A 23,976-nucleotide genomic window follows, 5' to 3' on the forward strand; every position below is an offset into this window, starting at 1 on the left:
GCGGGGCGTCGCGCGTGCGAGTGGCGGCGTGGTCGTGTCGCACGGTTCGATGTGACCGATGCCGACACCTACAGCTCCCGACGCTCGGTGGTCGTGCCACTACCCTCATTGTGGTGGCAACAGAGTGGCTGAACGACATCGAGATGTCGGCATGGCGGGCGTTCATCGAAACGACCGGTGACCTCCAGAACGCGCTCGAACGCGATCTGGCAGACCGCGGATTGACGATGGGCGACTACCAGGTTCTCGTCTACCTGTCGGAGGCCGACGGACGTTCGATGCGCATGTGCGATCTCGCCGACATCTTGCAGCTCTCCCCCAGCGGGCTCACGCGACGCCTCGACGGGCTGGTCAAGAGCAACCACGTCGTGCGTCGGCCGTCGAACCGCGACGGACGCGTCATGATGGCCGTCCTCACCGACGACGGCCTCGCGCTCCTCGCCGACACCGCACCGCATCACGTCGCGAGCGTTCGCCGTCACATCTTCGATCATCTCGACGCCGAGCAAACGAAGGCCATGGCGAGCATCTTCACGTCGATCGCCGCCGGACTCGCTGCCGACAGCATCCCGAGCGCCGCGGCGTCATGATCTCGCTCCCGAGCGGATTCCACAGCCACGTCGCCAACATCGGGATCAAGGACGACACCGACGATTTCGTCGTCGTCGCCGCCGACCGCCCGGTGCCGACCGCGGCGGTGTTCACCAAGAGTCGGTTCGCCGGTGCCAGCGTCACCTTGAGCCGAGCACACGTCGCCGACGGGACCAGTCGTGCCGTGGTCGTCATCTCGAAGAACTCCAACGTCGCCACCGGCCAGCAGGGCATCGACGACGCCGCCGAGGTCGCCGCATCGGTCGCGGAGCGTCTCGACGACGATGCCGCGAGCGTGCTCGTCACCTCCACCGGTGTCATCGGACGCCGCTATCCGATGGAGCGTGTGCGAGCAGGCATCGCTGCGGTGCCGAATCCGTTGACGCAGACCGACGCCACCAGAGCGGCGCGCGGAATGATGACGACCGACACCGTGGTCAAGCTCAGCGAGGCGACGGTCGACGGAAGCGCCGCTCGCGTGGTCGGCATGGCCAAGGGTGTCGGCATGATCGAGCCCGACATGGCGACGCACATCTCGTTGCTGTTCACCGACGCCGACGTGTCGTCGAGCGTCCTCGACGCCGTGTTCCGGCGGGTCGTCGACCGCACGTTCAACTGCGTGAGCATCGACACCGACACGTCCACGAGCGACTCGTCGATCGTCATGGCGTCGGGCGCCGCCGGTGCCGTGGACCTCGACGCGTTCGAATCAGCGCTGTACGACGTGTGCCTCGACCTCACCAAGCAGATCGCCCGTGACGGCGAGGGCGCCAACTCGCTCATCGAAGTGCGTGTCGACGAAGCGCTCGACACCGCGCAGGCCAAGCGCGTGGCGAAGGCGATCGTCAACTCGCCGCTCGTCAAGACCGCCGTCCACGGTGGGGACCCCAACTGGGGACGCGTGGCGATGGCGATCGGCAAGTGCTCCGACGACACCGACATCGATCAGGAACGCGTGGTGATCCGTTTCGGCACCACCGAGGTGTACCCGCGGCTGCTCGACGATCGGGCGCTCGCCGATCTGTCGTCGTACATGAAGAGCGATCACGTCGTCATCCACGTGACGCTGTCGACCGGTGGTGCCGACGCGACCGTCTACGGCTGCGATCTCTCCGACACGTACGTCCGCTTCAACGCCGACTACACCACCTGACGCACCGCCACCCCACCGTTTTGCCCCTCCGATCGGTCACCGATGACCGTTTCCCGGGGGGGGGGGGGGGGAGAACGCTCACCCGCCGGTTCTCCCCCGTGAGCACGTCATGCGTGACGGATCTGCGGGGCAAAAGAGGCGGGCGCCGTCGAAGAGCCGGTCCGAGACCGGCTTCGGGTGAGCGTCAGGCGACGCCGCAGGTGATGGCTGCCGCATCGAGCGGCGCGTCGATCGGGTTCTCGCCGGAGCCCGTCGGGTCGGTGAGCTGCACGACGACCGACTCGGCGACCAGACCGTCGGGGAGTTCGCCGAGGACGCAGTCGGCATCTTCTTCGGAGGCACCGAATGCCACGAACGACTGCTTCAGGAGTTCATCGAAGTCGCCACAGTTCTTGTAGCCGGCCACGACGCGTTCGGCGTCGGCCTGCTCCATCGGCACGTCGTCCATCTCGGATGCCGTGTCGATGTTGAAGCCGTACTTCTCGTCGGCCGCCTCGGCACCACCGAGCGCACTGACGAGTTCTCGCCCCATGCACTCGGTGTCGAAGACCTGTCCGAATCCCTCGGCGTCGTCGGCGTCGAGGTCGGCGGTGACCGCGGCGGCAAGCGCGAGGTCTGCTTCGCTGAGCTCGCTGCTCGACGAGCCGTCGTCGCTTCCACCGCATGCGGAGACCGCGAGCGTTGCGGCGGCGAGGACGACGAGCGAGGACCGGAGCGAAGATGTCATCCCGCAAGCCTAGAAAACCACCGCCCGAAAACGGTTCTGCCCCGCCAAACCGTCAGATCTGACGGTTTGGCGGGGCAGAACAAAGAGTCGCGCGCAACCTCGCTCAACGTCTTCAAGTATTCGGCGTCTCGAGTTTGACGAGCGGTGATCATGGTTTGTCGTTCGCAAGGCGCGTGACGAGGAGAATGACCTGCGTCAGCGACGAGTTCACGCAACGCAGCGAACGGCGAAGCTGGCGCCGCTCGTCACTTCGGGGGCATGCGGATGCCGCCATCGACGCGGATGGTTTCGGCGTTCATGTAGCTGTTGGTGACGCATTCGAGCACCATCGAGGCGAGCTGCTCCGGGTCGCCGAGGCGCTTCGGGAAGAGGACGCCCTTCTGGAGGTTCTCCTTGAAGGCTTCGCTGCCTTCGCCTTCGCCGTAGATCGGCGTGTCGATGAGGCCCGGGGCGACGGTGTTGACGCGGATGCCGGCGGCCGAGAGGTCACGGGCGATGGGGAGGGTCATGCCGACGACGCCGCCCTTGGAGGCGGAGTAGCTGGCCTGACCGATCTGACCGTCGAACGCTGCGACCGAGGCGATGTTGACGATGGCGCCACGCTCACCGTGCTCGAGCGGGTCGGCGGTGCTCATGGCGGTGGCGGCGATGCGGATCGCGTCGAACGAGCCGATCAGGTTGATCGCGATGACCTTCTTGAAGGCGTCGAGGTTGGCCGCCGATTCGAGCGTGCCGTCACGACCGATGGTGCGCTGTGCCCAGCCGATGCCGGCGGAGTTGACGAGCACACGCACGGGGCCCATCGACTTGGCCATCTCGACGGCGCTGATGAGGTCGTCGGTGTTGGTGACGTCGACCTTGGCGAACGCTCCACCGATCTCGTCGGCCAGCGCGTTGCCGGCCTCTTCCTGGAGGTCGGCGATGACGACCTTTGCGCCGCGAGCGGCGAGCATGCGGGCCGAAGCGGCGCCGATGCCGGACGCTCCACCCGTGACGATTGCACTTGCACCATTGATGTCCATGCGCTCACGCTAGATCGCCGACCCCCGTCGTGCTCAATCCATCGGGCGTCAGCGTCGGCGGCCGTCACCGACCGACCTGGTTATTTCCATCCGGGATGGAAATAACCAGGTTTGTCGGAGCAGCGTGTGGTCACTCCGGGAGTGGACCGAGGGCGATGCGGGTGTCGACGAGTCGCTTCGGCACGGCGCCGACGAAGCTCGCCGCGTCACCGCCTCGGAACCAGCCGGCGACGTCGACCACCACATCGGCAGGCGAACTCAGGAACACGCAGATGTCGCCGTTGTCGCCGATCGGGGCGACCACGCCGTTGGAGATGTTCTCGCCCGGTCGGTAGTTGATGTTGGCGGTCGTCGGCATGGGCTCGTTGCAGGGCCACACCGTGCCGAAGCCACCGCTGCCCGGCTTGACCACTGCGAGGTTGAGCGCAACCGCCGAGGCCGATTCGGGGATGACGAGCGGTGTGCCGGGATCGTCGGGATCGCCGAGTTCGGCGCCGTGCACGGTGAGCGTGAGCGGGTTGCTCGGCCCGACGAGCGACGTGGCACCGCCAACGCCGGTGCGGGTGTCGGCGAGTCGGGTGGGGGTGGCCGCCCGGAACGCCGGAGCGGTGAGCGCGGTGTCGTCGCCCGCCGTTGCACCGTCGAAGAAGCCGTTGAGGTCGACGACCACGTCGGCGGTGGCGCTCGAATGGAGACACACGCTGCCGTCGGCACCCACCGGGGCGACGACGCCGTTGCTCACCACGGCACCCTGTTCGTAGTTGACGTTGGCGGCGAGCGGCATCTCGGTACCGCACGGCCACAGCGTGATGAAGCCACGCGACGATCCACGTACCACGGCCACGTTGAGGGCGACCGCGGCGACGTCGACCGGAACGCTGGTGACCGAACCGTCGGGCAGGGTCGCTGCCGTGCCGGCGATCGGGATGGAGATCGGTGTCGACGGGGTGACCTTCGACGCGAAGCCGCCGACGCCGTTGCGGGTGTCGACTCGACGGTCGGGCAGGAGCCCCACGAACGGGTCGGCCGGATCGGTCAGCGCATCGGGTTCGCCGGTCTCGGCAGGTTCGCCGGTGTCGTCGTCGCTCGGTGCGGCAGCCGCCTCGATCGCGCCGGTGAACCAACCGGCGATGTCGACCACGATGTCGGTGCCGACCGACGAGTACAGACACACCGTGCCGTCGTCGCTCACGGGGGCGATGACGCTGTTGCTGAGCACGGCTCCGCTCGAGAAGTTGACGCTGGCGACGAGCGGCCGTTCGTCCTGACACGGCCACACCGTGCCGTAGCCGGTCGCCGACGGTCGGACGACCGCGACGTTGAGCGCCACGCCGGTCGCCTCGTCGGGCACGACGAGTTCGGTGCCGTCGGGGGCGACGAGGGTCTCGCCGACGACGGGGAGATCGATGCGCTTGGGCGGCACGAGGTAGTGCGACGGTGCGAGGGTGACGATGTTCGACCGCAGCCAGAGTGCGAACTCGGCCTGCCCGGTGGTGGTGAGGTGGACGCCGTCGCTGAACCAGCGGTCACGTTCGGGCGTGTCGCTGTAGGTGTCCCAGTCGAGCACGGTGAGATTGCTCCACTTCGACGGTGCCGCGGCGAGCGCCGCGTTGGCCTGCGGGTAGAACGGTTCGCCGTTCGACGTGCGGATGTTGGCCATGTTGACCCACACGACCTGCTTGGCACCGTGGGCGGTCAGCGCGGTCATCATCGCATCGATGTCGGAGGCGAAGTTCGCCGGCGTGTCGTTGTACCCGAGTTCGACCACCACGAGGTCGAGGTCACGTGGGAGATCGTCGGCCGCCTCGACACCGGTCGTGCCCGGGCACACCGTCTTGGTCGTGCAGCGACCGTCGACGACGTCGATGTTCGTCGACACGAACGTGCCGTCGGTGATGCGACGGAACTCCGACGCGCCGTCGTGGGCGATGCTGTTGCCGACGGAGTCGCCGATCATGCCGAAGCGGATGTTGGTGGTGTCTTCGGTGACGACTCGCACGGTGAAGCCCGGCGACGTCAAGCCGTTCGCGTTGCGGAAGTCCCACGCCTGTTGCCGGAACGTGCCGGCTGTGCCGGTGACGACGATGTCGTCGAACCAGATCCCGTCGAAGCCCTGGTACTGGCTGTTCTGGGTGTCGTCCATGTAGGCGCCGGTGATCGTGCCGAGGCCGTGCTGCGCGGCGAAGTCGTCGGCGTCGATGATGCGCGTCCACTTGTGGAGCGGGTTGGGCGCGGTGTCGTCGCCGATGTCGTCGACGGGCGGGAACTGCCCGCCTGCGGTTCGCGGGCCGTTCGATGCGGAGAACTCGGTCGATACGAGCGAGCCGTCGGGCCACTTGCGTACGACGTTGGCCGTGGCGACGATCGCATCGTCGGTGGCGTCTTGCTCGACCCGGGTGACGGCGCCGTTGGCCGATCCACGCGTCGCGGCCCCGGCGTAGACCTGACAGGCGGTGGTGTCGCAGGTGGTGGCGTACCTGGTCGACGTGCCGTCGTAGAAGTAGTTGCGGTTCTGGTGCAGGCCGTACGACCGCGCGGCCACCGCCTGGGCGCGCACGGCGTGCACACCGGCACCTTCGCCGGCGAACGCCCAGCTCGCCGAGATCTCCTTGGGCACCACGCCGCGGACGTACTGCTCGGCGAGCACGTCGTTCGACACGCGATTGCCCGAGCTCGTGCTGAGCACGTCGATCGCGCCGCGGTAGTGCGTGACCGCCCCACTCGACTTGCAGACGCCGAGCACCTCGGCGCGGTTCGCCGACCCGTCGTCCATGTTCGCCGACGTGAATCGGACCGGGTTGCCGGCCGTCTGCGTGTGCGTGCCGATCTTCGTCCAGGTGACCGAGCCGCCGGCGGCGTCGATGATCTCCCGCGCCTTGGTGGCGTCGTCGGCGTCCCAGCGGGTGCCGTCGACGGGCAGGCCGACCGATGACTGCCACGATGCGAGCACGCCGTCGGTCTGATTGCCGAAGTAGCCGTCGACGACGATCGAGCCGTCGTGGAAGTTGCGGAGGAACGCCTGGACCTTGGCGGCATCGGCGTTGTAGGTGCTGGCGTTCTTCACGACGGGGCCGTCGGGCACGGTGAGGCTCGTCGACGAGGGGCAGGCCTTGGCCGAGCTGCTGAAGATGTCGAACACGCCGGGGCTGGTCTCGTCGGCGTACATCGACGTGGCGGTCGTGCCGTTCCACTGCACGCCCGGGCCGTGCGACACCACGCCGACGGTACCGAGGCCGTCGAAGGGGGTGAGGCGCACCTGGATGCGCTGCCCGGCCGGCGTCGAGCCGTTGCTCGTGCCGCCGTAGTAGTGATCGAGGATCTCGGTCCACTCCCAGCCGTGATCGACGGCGTAGCCGTAGGCGCCCCACTGACTCATGCCGCGGCCGTGGCCGTTGCCGGTGCCTTCGAGCACGAGTGCCACGACGGTGCCGGGTGCGGCCTCCGCATCGGAGGCCCCCGACATCGGGCCGACGGTGACGGCGCCGACGCTCAGCGCGGCGGTGAGGACGGTCCCGCGAGCGCGGGACCAGAACGACAGGCGACCCATGTAACGAGATCGTAACCTAGATGCCGGCAGTCTCGACAACAACATGAGACTTTTATCGGCGCGGGTCGGCGACGCCTTGACTGCGTCGGTGCTCGCCAGAGTCGCTCGCCGTCAGCCAACTCGCACGGCGCGCCGGCGCAGCTCGTTTCAGCCGGCGGGGATGGCGGCGACGGCGAGCTGGTCGGCGAGCTCGTTCATGGGGTGGCCGGAGTGCCCCTTGACCCAGCGGAACGTGACGTCGCTCGATCGCACCAGCTCGATCAGCGGCTTCCAGAGATCGACGTTGGCGACCGGCTGCTTCTTCGAGTTCTTCCAACCGTTGCGCTCCCACTTGACCCACCACGAGTCGTTGAAGCACTTGACGACGTAGGTCGAGTCGCTGACGATCTCGAGCGGTGTGCCGTCGGCACCGAGCGTGCGGATGGCGTCGAGCACGGCGTAGACCTCCATGCGCTGGTTGGTCGTGTCGCGCTCGCCGCCCGACCCGGTCGGCGTGCCATCGGGCGCCACCGCCCATCCCCATCCGCCGGGGCCGGGATTTCCGCTGCAGGCTCCGTCGGTGAACACCTCGATACGACTCATCGCATCACCCTAGGAGGAGACGGGCCGGTCCGGTCCGTTGCGCGAGGCTGGAACGATGGCCGCCTCCGAACGTTGCTTCGTCTTCCTCCGGGCGATCAACACGAGTGGCCGACGGGTGACCAACGACGAGCTGCTCGCTCCGTTCTCGGCGCTCGGATTCGACGAGGTGACGGCGTATCAGGCCGCCGGCAACATCGCGCTGCGCACGACCTCGCTCGATGCGCTCCATCACACGCAGCTCGATCCGGTGATCGCCGACGCCTACGGGTTCGACGCTCCGTCGTTCGTACGCTCGCACGCGCAGCTGTCGTCGATCGTCGATTCCCAGCCGTTCAGCCCCGGCGAACTCGACGCCACCGAGGGCCGCATCCAGGTCGCGTTCCTCCGCGACGCTCCGAGCGACGAGACGCTCGACGTGCTCGCCGACCTGGTTCCCGCCGACGACCGAGTCGCGGTGCTGGCCGACACGTTGTACTGGCTCCCGGCCGCGGGAATCAGCGGATCGAAGCTCCCCGTGGCGTCGATCGAACGGCTGCTCGGCCCCATGACGATTCGCACGGTCGGCACGCTCGAACGACTCCTCGCCAAGTTCGCGGCCTGAGGCGGCGCCGACAGCCGAGCCGGCCGGGCCGAGCGGGCGGGCAGCGCGACGTCAGAGCAGGTCGAGAGCGGCGCGCACGAGTTGCTCGCCGAGGTGATCGGCGACGATGTCGGTGGCTGCGTCGGGCGTGAGGTGCACGCCGTCGGGGCGAGCATCGACGTCGTCGGTGAGACCGGCGTCGTCGAAGTAGGCGATGAGGTCGACGACGTACACGTCGCCAGGCCGTTCGGCGGCGATCTCCTCCATCACCGAGTGCAGTACCGCGTGCCGATCGGGTTGCTCCTGATCGGTGCCGCGTGAGAACCACAGCGGGTCGGGCAGCGGCGCCTTGATCCACACGACCGAGCCCGCTCCGTTGAACAGTGCTTCGTCCGTCACCTGTGCGAAGTCGGCCTTGATCGTGTCACGCAGAGTCGCCGGGTCGGCGCCCTCGCCGTCGTCGTCGTAGCGGTGGTCGAGCACGTCGAACGACGTGGTCATCATCATCACCACGTCGGGCGAGGCCTCGGCGATGCGCTCGGGCAGGTCTCGTGCGAGCCAGTTCGTACAGGCGCTGCGCACCTCGAACCACTCGTCTTCCACCCGGTAGGAGCCACCGCGGATGAAGCCACAGCCCTTCTGGATGTTGAGTTCGGCCTGAGCGACATCGGGGGCGAACGCCGCCCAGTTGACGATGCCCGCGCCGATCGCCTCGGCCGTGGAGTCACCGGCGACGATGACCCGCACCGGACGGCTCAACTCCGGAATCGGTGGCAGCGTGCTCGTGGTCACGGGCGGTCCACCAGCCTCAGCCGGCTCGCCGGCGTCACCCGGCTCGGCCGTGTCGCCTTGGGTCTCGCCCGAGGTGACGGTGACGTCAGGTTCGCCCTCGCCGGAGGCGAGGGTCGTTTCGGGTCCGGTCGACGATGTCTCGTCCGGCACGGTCGTGAGTGCGACGAGTGGCGCGTCGTCGGTGCCGAGTGCGGCGGCAGCGGTCGCCTCGTTGTCGGTCGACCAGTAGTCGCTCGCCGGGCCGGGCACGGCGATGTAGGCGAACCCGATCACTGCAGCGGTGGCGACGCCGGCGAACGCCATGGTCGGGCGCACCGTGAGGCGGCTCGCCTTGCGGATCGGCTGCTCGTAGACGAGGAACGACACCTGCGCCACGGCGAGGGTCACGCCGAGACGCACCGCCAGCAGCGCCACGCCGTCGAAGCCCATGCGCTCCTCGTTCATCACCACGAAGATCGGCCAGTGGAAGAGGTAGACGCCGTAGCTGATCTTGCCGAGCCAGACGAGTGGCGCGATCGAGCACGCACGCCGAACGGGCGACTCGACCTGCAGGCCGAGCAAGAGCAGCGCGCTCACCGCGCCGATCGCCGGGAGCCAACCGGCGTACGCCGGGCCGCCGGCGGTCGGGAACGTCACGATGCAGACGGCGAGGGCGGCGAGAGCGGCCGGGGCGAGGAGCCAGAGCCGAGGGTCGAGTCGGCGGCCGATGATCGCAACGGCCACGAACGCTCCGACGAGGATCTCGGCGGCGCGCGCCGGCGATGCCCAGTACGCAGCGTCACTCCCCCACACGGCGGCGATGATCGGCGCTGCCGCGACGAACGCGACGGTGACCACGCCCAGCGCCCACAGCCGCCCGCGGTGCGACCGGCCGAGTTTCCAGAGCCCGACGAACGCGATCGGCCACAGCCAGTAGAACTGCTCCTCGATCGCCAGCGACCAGTAGTGCTCGAGCGGCGACGCCGCGCCGGCCGCCTGCTGGAGCAGTTCCTGGTACGAACCGTCTTGCGCCAAGAACACCCAGTTGGCGATCTGGAGCAGACTGCCCACGACGTGTGCTCGGAGGTCGGACACGGCGTCGAACCAGTCGGTGACCGCCGCTGCGATCACGACCAGCACCACGAGCAGCACGCTCGCCGGCAGGAGTCGTCGAGCGCGTCGGGCGTAGAACGATCCGAGCGCGACGCTGCCGGCCGACTCGGTCTCGGCGGCGAGCAGGCTCGTGATCAGAAAACCCGAGAGGGTGAAGAAGACCGACACGCCGAGGTAGCCACCGTCGAACCCGGCGACTTCGGCGTGGAAGAGCAGCACCGCCAACACCGCCAACGCCCGGACGCCGTCGAGCGCGGGTTGGTAGGCGATCGTGCGCCGTTCGACGGGGACCTCGTGGTCGGTCGCCGTCGTCTCCTCCGATTCGGCCCGCCCCATCGCTGGGAGATCATACGAGCACGGGCCCGGCGACGAGCCGTATGGGCAACTACTGTCCAGCGGTGATGGGGCGGGCGAAGCGGTTGCAACGGGTGCTGGCCGGTCTTGCCCTCCTCGCAGCGACCGGCATCGGCTCCACCGCTCCACCGGCCACCGTCGGCGCCGACAGCGACTCGATCGGTCACGACAGCATCATCCGCTCTCCCCCGCCGATCCAGATCGACCGAGCGACAGTGGGTCCGCTCGGCTCGGTGTCGGTGATCGGTGACTCGGTGCTCCACGGAGCGGGCCGCTACTCGCCGACGCTGGTCGATCGTCTGGCCGAGCAGGGGTGGGGGCCGATCCGCTTCCGCGCCGGGGCGGGCTACTCGACCGGCTATTTCGGACGCTCACCCGAGCTCACGTCGACGTACTGGCTCGCGGCCTGGCGCGACGAGGGGTGGAACGCCGACAACGTCATCGTCAACCTCGGCGCGAACGACACCGAGTTCTGCGAGACCGACGTCGACTGCGCGTATCGAGCGATCATGCACGTCGTCGACGACATCGGCCCGGGCCCGTACGTCTGGTGGCCGAAGGTCACGAAGTTCTACACCCACACCGATCAGGCCAACGCTTGGAACGCTGCACTCGACCGTGTCGCCGCCGAGCGTTCCGACTTCTTCACGTGGGACTGGCCGACCGAGCTGGCGACAGGTGGCTACGGGTCGAACGACAACACGCACCTCCTGCCGAGCAGTTACCCCAAACGGTCGCAACGCATGGCCGAGGAGTTCACCAACGCCGTCGCCCGTGCTCGACCCGTCGGCGGATCGGTCGACCTGAGTGTGGCCAGATCCGAGCCGAGCACCTGGGTCCCGATCGCGCCGACCCGACTCGTCGACACGCGTACCGACGCGCCGGGCGCGCAGTCGGTCGGCGACGTGTTGCGCCTCGACCTGACCGACGAGGTGCCCACCGGCACGACCGCCGTGGCGCTCTACGTCGCCGCGGCACGACCGACCGGCGCGGGGTTTCTGACCGCCGGCCCGTGCGGCCCGGCGGGCGAGAGCGCGACGGTCACCTTCGACGCATCGGGGCCGCGAGGTGCGCCGACCGTCGTGGCCGTCGACGACTCCGACGACGCCGACGACGCCCTCGCCGTGTGCGTCAGCACCGGCGGGCCGACCGGCACGACCACCGATGTCGTGGTCGACCTGCAGGGCGCATTCGTGACCGGCGACGACGGGATGCGACTCCACCCGCTCGAGGCCCCGACCCGCGTGGCCGACACACGACCCGACGGGGCCACGACCGAACTGACACTCGACGCGCCGACCGGCGCCTCGTCGCTGGCGGTCAACATCGCCGTCGCCGGAGCGACCGCTCCCGGCTACGTCACCGCGGCGCCGTGCGGCGTCGAGGCTCCCACCGCCAACCTCAACTTCCGAGCGGGACCTCCAGCATCGGCGGCGGCGTTCGTCGAGGTCGGCGACGACGGCACGGTCTGCATCACGGCCAGCACAGCGGTCGATCTCGTGGCCGATCTCACCGCCACCTTCCGCCCGGCTCCCGACGGCGGCGCTGCCGATGGTGGGCTGGCGTTCGTGGCGATCGAACCGCTGCGGATGCTCGACACACGTGACGGCACGGGAGGGTGGGCACCGCTCCACGGAGCCGGACAGCAACTCGCCATCACCGCGTCGCCGCCGTGGGCAGCAGCGGTGACCGGCACGCTCACGATGATCCGACCGCGCACGACCGCCTACGTCTCGGCGACCAACTGCGCCGACGCCGACCCGGTCGCGTCGGCCAACGCCGCAGCCGGCGCAACGGTGTCCAACGCGCTCACCACCGGGGTCGCCGACGCCGGCGTGCTCTGCGTGCTGTCGTCGTCGATCTCGAACACGGTGTTCGACGCGACCGGGTGGTGGGCCGACGTGGCAGCGAACGCTTGAACGCCGCCTGCCGACAACCGGTCGTTCTACACTCGCCGCAATGAACGAGATGAACGGGGCGGGCGGCATCTCCAGCGGTGCGCGTACTGCGACCACACCGCAACACGCCACCCGACGCGCCGGCCGCCGATCCCTTCGACGCGCGAGCCGACTGGTCGGTCTCGTGTTCGCCCTGCTGCTGCCCGTCGTCGCCGTCGTCTCCACCGTCGCCGAACCGTCGGGCACCGTGCACGCCGTACCGGTACAGATCGACAAGAGCCAGGTCGGCCCCTACGGCGCCGTGACCGTGATCGGCGACTCCGTGCTGCTCGGATCGGCCGTCGTGTCCCCCACGCTGGCCGATCGGCTCCTCGAGCGTGGGTGGGGCCCGATCAAGATGCGCGCCGGCGAGGGCTACACGTCCGGCAAGTTCGGCGTGCGCCAAGACTTCCGAGCGACGTACTGGCTCGACCTGTGGCGATCGCAGGGCTGGGACGCGCCGAACGTCATCGTCAACATCGGCGCCAACGACTCGGGCTTCTGCGACACCGACCTCGCGTGTGCTCGCGACGCGGTGATGCACGTCGTGAACAACATCGGGCCGGGCCACCGGATCTGGTGGCCACAGATCACGCGGCTCTACACCGCACACCCACAGCAGAACAACTGGAACCTCGCGCTGACCCAGATCGCTGCGGAGCGTGACGACTTCTTCACCTGGGACTGGCCGGCCGAGCTCCCGCTCTACAACTCGCCCGACGGCACGCACCTCGACGCGCCCGGCTACCGCGCCCGATCGGCGCGCATGGCAGAGGTGTTCACGCTCACGCTGGCCCGAGCCACCGACGACGGAACCGAAGCCGAGCTGCCGTCGCCGTCGGCACCTCCGAGCACGTTCGTGTCGTTGCCCGCCGAACGGATCATCGACACCCGCACCGACGAGCCCGGCCGCCAGACGACCGGCGACGTCCTCACCCTCGACTTCGGCGATCTGATCCCCGACGACACCACCGCCGTCTCCCTGTACGTCGCGGCGGCGCTGTCGGGCGGCAACGGCTATCTCGCCGCCGGCCCGTGTGGCGAGCCCAACTCCGGTGCCACGGTCAACTTCGCTGCGGGAGCGGCCCGCGGCGCTCCGTCCATCACCGCGGTGGGCGACGACGGGACCGTCTGCATCGAGACCTCGGGCGAGACCGATGTGATCGTCGATCTGCAGGGCGCGTTCGTCAGCTCCGCCGACGGCCTGAAGCTCGATCCGCTCGACACACCCGAACGCCTCGTCGACACCCGCGACACCGGTCGAGCCACCGAGCTGGTGATCGACGCTCCCGAGGGGGCCGAAGCGGTCGCGGTCAACCTGGCCGCGATCAAGGCGTCGGGGATCGGCTACCTCGAGGCGTACCCGTGCGGCGACCCGGCCGGCGTCGCGAACGTCAACTATCGGCCCGGCCCACCGGTGTCGGGCAGCGCGATCGTCGACGTCGCCGACGACGGCACCGTCTGCGTGTCGTCGAGCACGCCGACCGATGTGGCCGTCGACATCACCGGATCGTTCGCCGCCGACGGCGCACTGTCGTTCGTGCCGGTTGCGCCGACACGCACACTCGACACCCGCCACGCCATCGGTGGATGGTCGCCGATCCACGGAGCCGAGCAGGTCCTCGACGTGCGCGTCGCTCCGCCGTCGGCCGAGGCGGTCACCGGCACACTCACCGTCGTCCGGCCGGTCGGCACCACCTACGTCGCGAGCTATGGCTGCGTCGGTGACCCACCCAATGCGTCGGTCAACGTCGGTGCCGGTGCGGTCGCCGCCAACTCGCTCACGTCGGGCGTGACCGCCGACGGTGAACTCTGCTTCCTGGCGGCGGGGGCGACCACGACCGTGTTCGACACGACCGGGTGGTGGGTGTCGTGATCCGGCGCCTGCTCCTCACCGGCGCAGTCGTGCTCGCCGCGACGGTCGCCGTCGGAGCAGGCGACAGCGACGTTCCGGTCGTCGAAGCGGCGCCCGAATCGGAACGGGTCACGCTCTTCTCCGATTCGGTCGGGCTGGGCACCCGCGGCTACTTCGACCGCGCGTTTCCGGCGAGCTACGAGGCCAACGTGTTCGGCACGCCGGCCCTCTTCGTCGAACAACTCGAATCGAAGCACGTCCGCCCGACGCTCGCCGGGGCTCGACACCTCATCGGCGACCACGTCGTCATCGCCGCCGGTTACAACTACCCGTACTGGGATCCCGCGAGGTTCGATCGATCGATCGACTCGATGATCGACACGCTCACCAACGCCGGGGTGAAGCACGTGTACTGGGTGACGCTGCGCGAGGTGAAGCCCGAGTACATCTCGGCGAGCGCGTGGCGTCAGGTGCAGCCGTACTACTGGTACTTCCCGACGGTGAACGACCATCTCGAGTCGGCGCTCGGACGCCACCCGAACCTCACGCTGGTCGACTGGGCCGCGGTCGCCGATCGACCGGGCATCACGTACGACGCCATCCACCTCAACGGCACCGGTGCCGAGTTGTACAGCGCCACCGTCGCCGATGCCGTGCGCACCAACGCGACGCGACCGGTCGACGGCTCGGTCACGAAGATCGACGTCACCGACACGCCCGGCGTCAGCGCCGTGGCGCTCAACCTGGCGTCGACCAACACCCGCACGACCGGCTACTTCACCGCGTTCGCGTGCGGCGACACGCCACCCGATGTGGCCAACCTCAACTACGAGCGCGGCGACATCTCCTCCGCGGCAGCGATCGTCCCGGTCGACGACGACGGCAACGTCTGCGTCTACGTCGATGCCGCCAGCAACGTCATCGTCGACGTGTTCGGCACCTTCGACGAGTCGACGGGGCTCACCGCAGTCGCGCCGAATCGCGTGGCCGACTCCCGGTCCGGTTCGCCACAGTCGGCGGGCGACACCCTCGAACTGAAGGTGGCCTCGGCGGGAGCCACCGCCGTCGCACTCAACGTCACCGGCATCCGACCGACATCGTTCGGCTACATCACCGTGCACGGATGCGACGACGAACCGACGACGGCAACGGTCAACCTCGCCGCCGGGGTGATCAGCTCGAACCTGGTCATGGTGCGCCCCGACGACGACGGCAACGTCTGCGTCACCACGAGCGACACCACGTCGCACCTCACCGTCGACCGGTTCGCGACGTTCACGAACGAGGCGTCGATCATCCCCGTCACCCCGACCCGCCTCCTCGACTCTCGGCCCAACGGCGAGCCGAGCGCCGGGCAGGTCCACCGATTCGACGTCGCCGACACACCGATCGTCACCGACGAGACAGCGAGCCTCGACGCCGACGACGTGTCGGCGGTCTTCATGAACCTCGCCGTGGTGGCCCCGCAGGCGAACGGGTTCTCGACGGCCTGGCCGTGCAGCGACCCTCGGCCCGACACCGCCAACGTCAACTTCCGTGCCGGCGTGACCGTGTCGAACTTCGTCACGGTGGCGCCCGACGAGTCCGGCGAGGTGTGCGTTTGGACCAGTGCCGCCGCCCATGTCGTGATCGACGTGCTCGGCGCAGCGGCGTCGGGCTTCGACGGGTTCACCCCGGTACGCAAGATCGACACGAGGAACTGACCGATGGGCCGGCGCCGCCACCTCGTCGCAGTCCTCGCCACGGCTGCGCTGCTGGTCGCCGCGGTCGAGTCGAGGCGGTCGGACGACGTGGTCGACGCGGCCACCTCGTTCGACATCTCAGCGCCCGGGGTCCACGGGCCGGTCACCGTGATCGGCGACTCGGTGCTCAACGGCGCCGGCGTGTTCAGCCCCACACTCCCCGACCGACTCGCCGAGCGCGGCTGGGGTCCGATCCGGTTCCGGGCCGCCGGATCGGCCACCTCCGGCAAGTTCCCCGTGGCCAACGAGTATCGATCGTCGTTCTGGATCGACCTGTGGCAGAGCCAGGGCTGGGACCCCACACACGTCATCGTCAACCTCGGCGTCAACGACTCGGGGTTCTGCGGCACCAGCCTCACGTGCGCTCGCGAGTCGATCATGCACATGGTCGACGCCATCGGGCCCGGACACCAGATCTGGTGGCCGACGATCACCAAACCGGCCGCCGGGTCGCGCGACGTCTTCAACGCGGCGCTCCGCCAGATCGAGGCCGAGCGCGACGACTTCCACGTGTGGGACTGGTTCGCCGAATTCAGCGCCGGGGGCTACCGATCGGGCGACCAGATCCATCTCGATCCGGAGAGCTATCGGAAGCGGTCGGTGCGGATGGCCGAGGAGTTCACCGCGCTCCTGGCCCCACCACCGGCACCGGCAGTGGGCGAACGCATCGGCGACGATGCGCCGTTGCCCGACCCGGTCGCCGACGCGGGCACCTTCACCGCGCTGGCCCCGCAGCGGATCGTCGACACGCGTACCGGCGACGACGTCACCGCCGGCTCGTCGTTGCGGGTCGACTTCGCCGACGCGCTCCCGTCCGATCCCACGGCAGTCGCGCTGTACGTGGCTGCCGTCGGGGCCACGGAGCCCGGCTACCTGTCGGCCGGTCCGTGCGGGTCGCCGGTCGGTGGCGCCACCGTCAACTTCGGCGCGGCGGGCGCGGCAGGCTCACCGACCGTCACCGCGACGGGCGACGACGATGACGTGTGCATCTTCAGCAACCGTGACGTCGACGTGATCGTCGACCTGCAGGGTGTGTTCGCCAGCGGACCCGGCGGCCTGCGTCTCACGCCGTCGACCACCCCACTGCGACTGATCGACACTCGCTCGACCGGGCCCGTCGACGACGTCGTCATCGATCTCGACGACGTGATGGAGGTCGATGGCGACATCGACGCCGTGGCCGTCAACCTCGCGGTGGTCAACGCTGCCGGCAGGGGCTACCTCACCGCGTCGGCGTGTGCCGAACCTGACACGGCCGACACCGGCGACGACGACGCGGCAACGGCGAACGTCAACTTCGCCGCCGGGCCGCCGACGTCGTCGGCGGCGTTCGTGCCCGTCGTCGACGGACGGTTCTGCATCACGACGAGTCGCGCGGTCGACATCGTCGTCGACCTGACCGGGGTGCTGTCGACGAGCGGCGACCTCGCCTACGTGCCGGTGGCCCCGTCGCGCATGCTCGACACGCGAGATGCGACCGGTGGTTGGTCACCGATCCACGGCGCCGACCAGACCATCGACATCGGTGTCGCGCCGTCGGGAGCGGCCGCCGTGTCGGGCACGCTCACGGTCGTGAAACCGGCGACCAACGCCTACGCGACGGGCTACGGCTGCGCCGGCGACCCGCCGACCGCGTCGGTCAACGCCGGCAGTGGCGCCATTGCGGCGAACTCGCTCACGTCGGCCGTGTTCGACGGACGATTGTGCCTGTACGCCTCGTCGGCGATGCACACGGTGTTCGACGTCAACGGATGGTGGGTCGACGGCGACTGAACCCGGCTCCGGCTCGTGCGAAAGCGTTTCCAAGACGCGGCAAGTTACCGACCCGTAGGGTCGATATCAGTGGCAGTATGGGCCATATGATTTTCGACGGATACGCGCATCAGCTTCCCGACATCGACCCGACCGAAACTCAAGAGTGGCTCGACAGCCTCGATGCCGTCGTCGACACCCACGGGAAGACCCGGGCTCGCTACCTACTCTCGCGCCTGATGAACCGAGCGAACGAGTCGCAGGTCTCGTTCCCGGCAACCGTCTCCACGCCGTACGTCAACACGATCCCGCTCGAGCAGGAGCCGTGGTTCCCCGGCGACGAGCACATCGAGCGCCGCATCCGTGCCTTCATCCGCTGGAACGCCGCGATGATGGTGGTCAAGGCCAACAAGGCCGCCGACGGCATCGGCGGTCACCTGTCGACGTTCGCATCGTCGGCTGCGCTGTACGAGATCGGCTTCAACCACTTCTTCCGTGGCAAGGAAGACGGCACGCCCGGCGACCACGTCTACTTCCAGGGCCACGCGGCACCCGGTGTGTACGCCCGTGCGTACCTCGAGGGGCGGCTGACCGAGGACGATCTCGATCACTTCCGTCGCGAGATCGGGCGCGACGGGCGCGGCTTGTCGTCGTACCCGCACCCGCGCCTGATGCCCGACTTCTGGGAGTTCCCGACCGTGTCGATGGGGCTCGGCCCGATCACGTCGCTGTACCACGCACGGTTCAACCGCTACCTCCACAACCGACAGATCGACGACACCTCGCAGAGCCGGGTGTGGGCGTTCCTCGGCGACGGTGAGTGCGACGAGCCCGAGACGCTCGGCGCCATCTCGCTCGCTGCGCGTGAACAGCTCGACAACCTCGTGTTCGTCGTCAACTGCAACCTGCAGCGCCTCGACGGCCCGGTCCGCGGCAACGGCAAGGTCATCCAAGAACTCGAAGCCGTGTTCCGCGGCGCCGGCTGGAACGTCATCAAGGTCATCTGGGGTTCGAAGTGGGACGAACTGCTCGCCCAGGACAAAGACGGCGTGCTGCTCAACAAGATGAACAACACGGTCGACGGTGAGTTCCAGCGTTACGCCGTCGAAGACGGCGGCTATGCCCGTGACCACTTCTTCGGTCCCGACGACCGGCTCCGTCAGATGGTGTCGCACCTCTCCGACGACGAGCTGCGCAACCTCCCCCGTGGCGGCCACGACTACCGCAAGCTCTATGCGGCGTACAAGGCGGCGACCGAGAACCTCGGTTCGGGTCGCCCCACCGTCATCCTGTGCAAGACGGTGAAGGGCTGGACGCTCGGCCCCGGCTTCGAGGGCCGCAACTCCACGCACCAGATCAAGAAGATGACCAAGCAGCAGATCATCGACTTGCGCGACCGTCTCTACCTGCACGACGAGATCCCCGAGGACTCGATCGACGAGTCGAACCCGCCGTACTTCAAGCCCGCCGAAGACTCGATCGAGTACCAGTACATGATGGAGCGTCGCAAGGCGCTCGACGGTTCGGTCCCGGTGCGTTCGACGCGAGTTCGCAAGGCGCTCTCGATGCCCGAGGCGGCGACCTACGACGAGATGTGGGGCGGTTCGGGCACGCAGGAGGTGTCGACCACGATGGGCTTCACCCGTCTGCTGCGCAACCTCACGCGTGACGAGAAGATCGGCCAGCGCATCGTCCCGATCATCCCCGACGAGGCGCGCACGTTCGGCATGGACGGCCTGTTCAAGGAGATCGAGATCTACGCCGCGCAGGGCCAGAAGTACGAGCCGGTCGACCACGACCTGCTGCTGTCGTACTCGGAGTCGACGAAGGGGCAGATCCTCGAAGAAGGCATCACCGAGGCCGGTTCGATGTCGAGCTTCATCGCCGCAGGCTCGTCGTACGCCACCCGTGGCGTGCCGATGGTGCCGTTCTACACGTTCTATTCGATGTTCGGCTTCCAGCGTGTGGGCGACCTCATCTGGCAGGCCGCCGACATCCGCGCTCGCGGCTTCATGATGGCCGCCACGGCCGGACGCACCACGCTCATGGGCGAGGGATTGCAGCACCAAGACGGCCACAGCCTCGTGCTGGCCTCCACCGTGCCGTGCGTGCAGGCCTACGACCCCGCCTTCGCCTACGAGGTCGGAGCGATCGTCGAAGCCGGTATCGAGCGGATGTACGGCGGCAGCGACGACCCGAACTGGACCGACGTCTTCTACTACATCACCCTCTACAACGAGAACCAGGCCATGCCGCCGCTGCCCGAGGTCGAGGGGATCAAGGAGCAGATCGTCGAAGGGCTCTACAAGTTCGCCGACGCCCCCGAGGTCGCCGACGCCAAGCCCGCGACGATTCTGTTCTCGGGATCGGCCAACCTCGCGGCGCGTGAAGCGGCGAGCGAGCTCGCCGAGCACTACGGCGTCGCGGCCGAGCTGTGGTCGGCCACGTCGTACAAGGCGCTCCGTGAGGAAGGGCTCGAGGCCGAGCGTCACAACCGGCTGCACCCGAGCACCGAGCGTCGGGTCCCCCGGGTGGCGCAGATCCTCGACGGGTCGCAGGGGCCGATCACCGCGGTGTCCGACTTCATGGCGGCCGTTCCCGACCAGATCCGTCAGTTCCTTGGTGGTCGTACGTTCACCACGTTGGGTACCGACGGCATGGGCCGCTCCGACACGCGTGAGGCGCTGCGTCGCCACTTCGAGATCGACACGGGCAACGTCGTCGTCGCCGTGCTGCACGGCCTCGCCATCGACGGTGTCGTCGACCCGTCGGTCGTCGCCGACGCGATCCAGCGCTACGACATCGACCCCGACGCGGTGAACCCCTACATCGTCTGACCCCGGTTGTTTCTTTTCGTCCCGGTCCAAAGGAAACAAGCGGATGTTTCCTTTCGTCCCGGTCCAAAGGAAACAACCGGGATCACCCTGCTCGATCGACTCCACAGAGTCGATCGAGCGCACGCGCGGCCAGGCGCGCACACGACGGGTCGACCGCGACGAGCTTCTTGCCGCGAGCGGCGAGTTGACGAAACCCTTGCTGTGTCGCGACCGCGAACAGCTGCGACAGTTCAGCCGTCGACGCTGTTCGCAACGAACGACACAGGTGGGCGGCAACGAGTCGAGCGTCGTTCCGCTCGCTTCTGCGGCGGTGCAGCGCGTCGATCGTGACGCCTGCTGACGCAGCGACCGCGTCGATGACCTCGGTCGGAGCTGCTGCAGCGATCACACGGCCGTATGCCGGCGTCTTGTCGGACGGTTGCGGTGTGAGCGTGAACCGACGAAGTCGAACCGGGTCCGAGCCGCACAACGACTGCAGGACATCGGTGGTCAACCACGCCGGTGCCGGCGCGGTCCCGAGGTAGGCCGGATAGCTCGAGTACGCATAGGCCCCGAGCGTGTCGGCCGGGAGAAAGTCGAGCGGATTGCGGTGTACGTATCGGGCAGCGACCATGAACGAGCGATCGGGATCGTCGTCATCGAGCCCGAGCGGCACCGAGACGAACCGCCCGGTGAACACCGGCCCCTCCCGTTTGGTGCGCCGGTTGAACCCTTCGGCATACGCCCTCGCGAACTCTCTGACGAACTCCGAGAGGTGCCCGCTCGGGCAGTTGACGATGATGTGGAAGTGCGTGGCCATCAAGCAGTAGACGTGGATCTCGATGCCGAACTCCTCCGCTGCAGTCACCATCTCGTCGATGAAGACTCGGCGGTCGAGGTCGCTCACGAAGATGTCTTGACGGTCGACCCCTCGATTCATGATGTGGAACCAACCGTGTTGCTGATGTGATCGATGCTTCTGCCCCATCGTCCGATCCTGCGCAGAAGGGTGCCCCAAAGATCCCGCTTGTTTCCCTCGGACCGGGACGAAAAGAAGCAAGCGCTTGCTTCCCTCGGACCGGGACGGAAGGAAACAAGCGGGCAGCGCAACAGGGAGGCCGAACCGGGGCTGGGTAGGGTCCGGCGGGTGGAAGATCCGGAGATGCGGGAGCGGCTGCTCGAAGCCACGGCGTTTCTCCAGCGGATCGTTGCCGAGCCAGAACTGGTCAACACGCTGGACCCCGAGGAAAAGGCGGCCTTCTTCAACGCGGCGGGCGACGTGTTCTGCCCCGATCCCGAGATACGCCGTCGACGCACCAAGCTCCTGCGCAAGCAACGTGAGGCGAACCGCACCAAGGCCGACGAGAAGATCCTCGACGAGACAGGTATCCGCACGCTCCGCGCCAAGCCGGTGTTCACGACTCCCGACGTGTTCGCCCCCGCCGACTTCGAGCAGCGCGACGTCACCTTCGGCGAAACGGCCGACGATGCGTTCCGCGAGACCGTCGAGCCCCAGCACTGCTACGTCTGCAAGCGCAAGTACCACCGGGTGCACCACTTCTACGACCAACTATGTGTGGAGTGCGGTGACCTGAACTTCGCCAAGCGTGGAGAGCTCGCCGACATGACCGGGATGGTCGCGCTGCTCACCGGTGGCCGCGTGAAGATCGGCTACCAGGCCGGTATCAAGCTGCTGCGATGCGGTGCGGACCTGATCGTGGCGACGCGCTTCGCCCGCGACGCCGCGCAGCGATACGCCGCCGAACCCGATTTCGACGAGTGGAGCGACCGGCTCGAGATCTTCGGCCTCGACCTGCGCCACACGCCGAGCGTCGAAGCGTTCTGCCAGCACCTGCTGCGGACCCGCGATCGCCTCGACCTGATCGTCAACAACGCGTGTCAGACCGTCCGCCGCCCACCCGACTTCTACGCCCACATGATGGACGCCGAGTCGGCAGCGGTCGATGCGCTCCCCACCCACGTGCGCGATCTGGTCGGCGACTACGAGGGGCTGCGCGGCTACCACATGTTGGGTGGCGAACCGGTCGCCGGTGCCTCGCTTCCGGCCGTCGGCACCGATCCCGACACCGAGGTGCCGGGTCTGACGCACGCCGCTGAGCTGTCGCAGACGCCGTTGCTGCCGGACGAGATCGGCGGGCAGGGCGACCTGTTCCCGAGCGGCCGCCTCGACAAGGATCTGCAACAGGTCGACCTCCGTGACCGCAACTCGTGGCGCCTGCTGCTGCACGAGGTGTCGTCGGTCGAGCTGCTCGAGACCCAACTGGTCAACGCTGTTGCCCCGTTCGTCATCAACGCTCGGCTCAAGCCGTTGATGGAAGCCACTCCGGGCAGTCACAAACACATCGTCAACGTCTCCGCGGTCGAAGGGCAGTTCTACCGACCGCTCAAGACCACGAAACACCCGCACACCAACATGGCCAAGGCGGCGCTCAACATGATGACGCGCACCTCGGCGACCGACTATCTGGCGTCGGGCATCAACATGAACAGCGTCGACACCGGCTGGGTCAGCGACGAGGATCCGGTCGAGATCGCCGAACGCAAGACCGCCGAGCATCGCTTCCATCCGCCGCTCGACATCGTCGACGGCGCGGCCCGCATCGTCGACCCGATCATCGATGGCCTCAACACCGGCGAACACGTCGCCGGCCTGTTCCTGAAGGACTACCGGCCCACCGACTGGTAGGCAGCTGTCCGTGCGCCCGCTTGTTTCCCTCGGACCGGGACGAAAAGAAACAAGCGCTTGTTTCCCTCGGACCGGGACCGGGGGAAACAACGAAAAGTGGGAACGGTAGGTTTGAGGTATGGCCGCAGGAACTCTGTACATCACGGGCGACAAGGCAGCCGACAAGCTGCTCAACACCAACGCCAACGCGCTGTTGCTCGGCATGCTCCTCGACCAACAGGTGCCGATGGAGTGGGCGTTCACCGGGCCGCAAACGCTCAAGCAACGACTCGGTCACCTCGACCCGAAGAAGATCGCCGCGATGGACGTCGACGAGTTCGTCTCGATCTGCTGTGAGAAGCCGGCCATCCACCGCTTCCCGGGGTCGATGGGCAAGCGCGTGCACCAGGTGTGTACGGCCCTCGTCGACGACTACAAGGGCAACGCCGCCAACATCTGGAAAGACGTCGACGACGGCAAGGAGCTCTACAAGCGCCTCAAGGCGCTGCCGGGCTACGGCGACGAGAAGTCGAAGATCTTCGTTGCGATCCTCGGCAAGACACAGGGCATCGAGCCCGACGGATGGCGTGACGCCGCCGGCAAGTTCGGCGACGATGTGCCGCGTTCGGTCGCCGACGTGCACGACGAACTCTCACTCGGCAAGGTCCGCGAGTGGAAGAAGGCCCAGAAGGCCGCGAAGAAAGACAAGCAAGACCGCCCGACGAAGTAACTGTCGTCGCGCTGCTGC

Annotated in this window: 16 protein-coding genes; 10 read left to right on the forward strand and 6 right to left on the reverse strand. The window is 68.0% G+C overall.

Translation table 11 applies throughout. The annotated features are described in order from the left end of the window. Positions 1 to 113: 113 nt before the first annotated feature. Together YM304_RS14920 and argJ are read left to right on the forward strand one after the other, a co-directional pair. Positions 114 to 590, forward strand: a complete 477-nt coding sequence (locus tag YM304_RS14920; protein WP_051071449.1) for a MarR family winged helix-turn-helix transcriptional regulator — start codon at positions 114 to 116, stop codon at positions 588 to 590. Beyond that, the gene (gene argJ / locus YM304_RS14925; protein WP_015442534.1) at positions 587 to 1,744 is read left to right on the forward strand and encodes a bifunctional glutamate N-acetyltransferase/amino-acid acetyltransferase ArgJ; all 1,158 of its coding nucleotides are present in this window, start codon (positions 587 to 589) and stop codon (positions 1,742 to 1,744) included. Before YM304_RS14920 ends, argJ begins: the two co-directional genes overlap by 4 nt. Before the next feature lie 184 nt (positions 1,745 to 1,928). Here argJ and YM304_RS14930 read toward each other — a convergent pair whose 3' ends face one another. The 4 genes from YM304_RS14930 to YM304_RS14945 all read right to left on the reverse strand — a co-directional run bounded on the left by YM304_RS14930 (position 1,929) and on the right by YM304_RS14945 (position 7,622). Then, positions 1,929 to 2,471, reverse strand: a complete 543-nt coding sequence (locus tag YM304_RS14930; RefSeq protein ID WP_015442535.1) for a hypothetical protein — start codon at positions 2,469 to 2,471, stop codon at positions 1,929 to 1,931. A 245-nt stretch (positions 2,472 to 2,716) separates the two neighbouring features. Continuing rightward, positions 2,717 to 3,493 carry an SDR family NAD(P)-dependent oxidoreductase gene (locus tag YM304_RS14935; RefSeq protein ID WP_015442536.1) on the reverse strand — a complete coding sequence of 259 codons (777 nt, stop codon included), beginning with the start codon at positions 3,491 to 3,493 and terminating at the stop codon, positions 2,717 to 2,719. 130 nt (positions 3,494 to 3,623) lie between these two features. Next, on the reverse strand, positions 3,624 to 7,040 hold the full coding sequence (locus tag YM304_RS22735) for a SpoIID/LytB domain-containing protein (RefSeq protein ID WP_051071450.1): 3,417 nt from the start codon (positions 7,038 to 7,040) through the stop codon (positions 3,624 to 3,626). A gap of 147 nt (positions 7,041 to 7,187) precedes the next feature. Next, positions 7,188 to 7,622 (reverse strand): ribonuclease H family protein, encoded by a 435-nt coding sequence (locus YM304_RS14945; protein WP_015442538.1) that lies wholly within the window; start codon positions 7,620 to 7,622, stop codon positions 7,188 to 7,190. 55 nt (positions 7,623 to 7,677) lie between these two features. On the opposite strand from YM304_RS14945, the gene YM304_RS14950 reads away from it, so the two are divergent. After that, on the forward strand, positions 7,678 to 8,223 hold the full coding sequence (locus tag YM304_RS14950) for a DUF1697 domain-containing protein (RefSeq protein ID WP_015442539.1): 546 nt from the start codon (positions 7,678 to 7,680) through the stop codon (positions 8,221 to 8,223). Between the two features lie 51 nt (positions 8,224 to 8,274). Here the strand turns inward: YM304_RS14950 and YM304_RS22740 are convergent, their stop codons facing one another. Continuing rightward, the gene (locus YM304_RS22740; protein ID WP_015442540.1) at positions 8,275 to 10,422 is read right to left on the reverse strand and encodes an acyltransferase family protein; all 2,148 of its coding nucleotides are present in this window, start codon (positions 10,420 to 10,422) and stop codon (positions 8,275 to 8,277) included. Between the two features lie 65 nt (positions 10,423 to 10,487). On the opposite strand from YM304_RS22740, the gene YM304_RS14960 reads away from it, so the two are divergent. The 5 genes from YM304_RS14960 to aceE all read left to right on the forward strand — a co-directional run bounded on the left by YM304_RS14960 (position 10,488) and on the right by aceE (position 20,563). Further along, the gene (locus tag YM304_RS14960; protein ID WP_041298342.1) at positions 10,488 to 12,359 is read left to right on the forward strand and encodes an SGNH/GDSL hydrolase family protein; all 1,872 of its coding nucleotides are present in this window, start codon (positions 10,488 to 10,490) and stop codon (positions 12,357 to 12,359) included. A gap of 40 nt (positions 12,360 to 12,399) precedes the next feature. Next, positions 12,400 to 14,253 carry an SGNH/GDSL hydrolase family protein gene (locus YM304_RS14965; RefSeq protein ID WP_015442542.1) on the forward strand — a complete coding sequence of 618 codons (1,854 nt, stop codon included), beginning with the start codon at positions 12,400 to 12,402 and terminating at the stop codon, positions 14,251 to 14,253. Beyond that, a complete protein-coding gene (locus YM304_RS14970) occupies positions 14,241 to 15,935 on the forward strand; it encodes an SGNH/GDSL hydrolase family protein (RefSeq protein WP_041298343.1) in 1,695 nt (564 codons plus the stop codon). The genes YM304_RS14965 and YM304_RS14970 overlap by 13 nt, the downstream gene beginning before the upstream one ends. Positions 15,936 to 15,938: 3 nt before the next feature. Then, complete coding sequence (locus YM304_RS14975; protein ID WP_015442544.1) at positions 15,939 to 17,747, forward strand: SGNH/GDSL hydrolase family protein; 1,809 nt, start codon at positions 15,939 to 15,941, stop codon at positions 17,745 to 17,747. Between the two features lie 86 nt (positions 17,748 to 17,833). Continuing rightward, positions 17,834 to 20,563 (forward strand): pyruvate dehydrogenase (acetyl-transferring), homodimeric type, encoded by a 2,730-nt coding sequence (gene aceE, locus YM304_RS14980; RefSeq protein ID WP_015442545.1) that lies wholly within the window; start codon positions 17,834 to 17,836, stop codon positions 20,561 to 20,563. An 82-nt stretch (positions 20,564 to 20,645) separates the two neighbouring features. Here the strand turns inward: aceE and YM304_RS14985 are convergent, their stop codons facing one another. Next, on the reverse strand, positions 20,646 to 21,530 hold the full coding sequence (locus tag YM304_RS14985; RefSeq protein WP_015442546.1) for a transposase: 885 nt from the start codon (positions 21,528 to 21,530) through the stop codon (positions 20,646 to 20,648). A 174-nt stretch (positions 21,531 to 21,704) separates the two neighbouring features. Here YM304_RS14985 and YM304_RS14990 point away from each other — a divergent pair, with 174 nt between their 5' ends. Further along, positions 21,705 to 23,249, forward strand: a complete 1,545-nt coding sequence (locus YM304_RS14990) for an SDR family NAD(P)-dependent oxidoreductase (protein ID WP_051071595.1) — start codon at positions 21,705 to 21,707, stop codon at positions 23,247 to 23,249. Positions 23,250 to 23,367: 118 nt separating this feature from the next. Beyond that, positions 23,368 to 23,958, forward strand: a complete 591-nt coding sequence (locus YM304_RS14995) for an HhH-GPD-type base excision DNA repair protein (RefSeq protein ID WP_015442548.1) — start codon at positions 23,368 to 23,370, stop codon at positions 23,956 to 23,958. Positions 23,959 to 23,976 lie beyond the last annotated feature (18 nt).

It is taken from the genome of Ilumatobacter coccineus YM16-304 (genome assembly GCF_000348785.1).
Lineage (GTDB): Bacteria > Actinomycetota > Acidimicrobiia > Acidimicrobiales > Ilumatobacteraceae > Ilumatobacter_A > Ilumatobacter_A coccineus.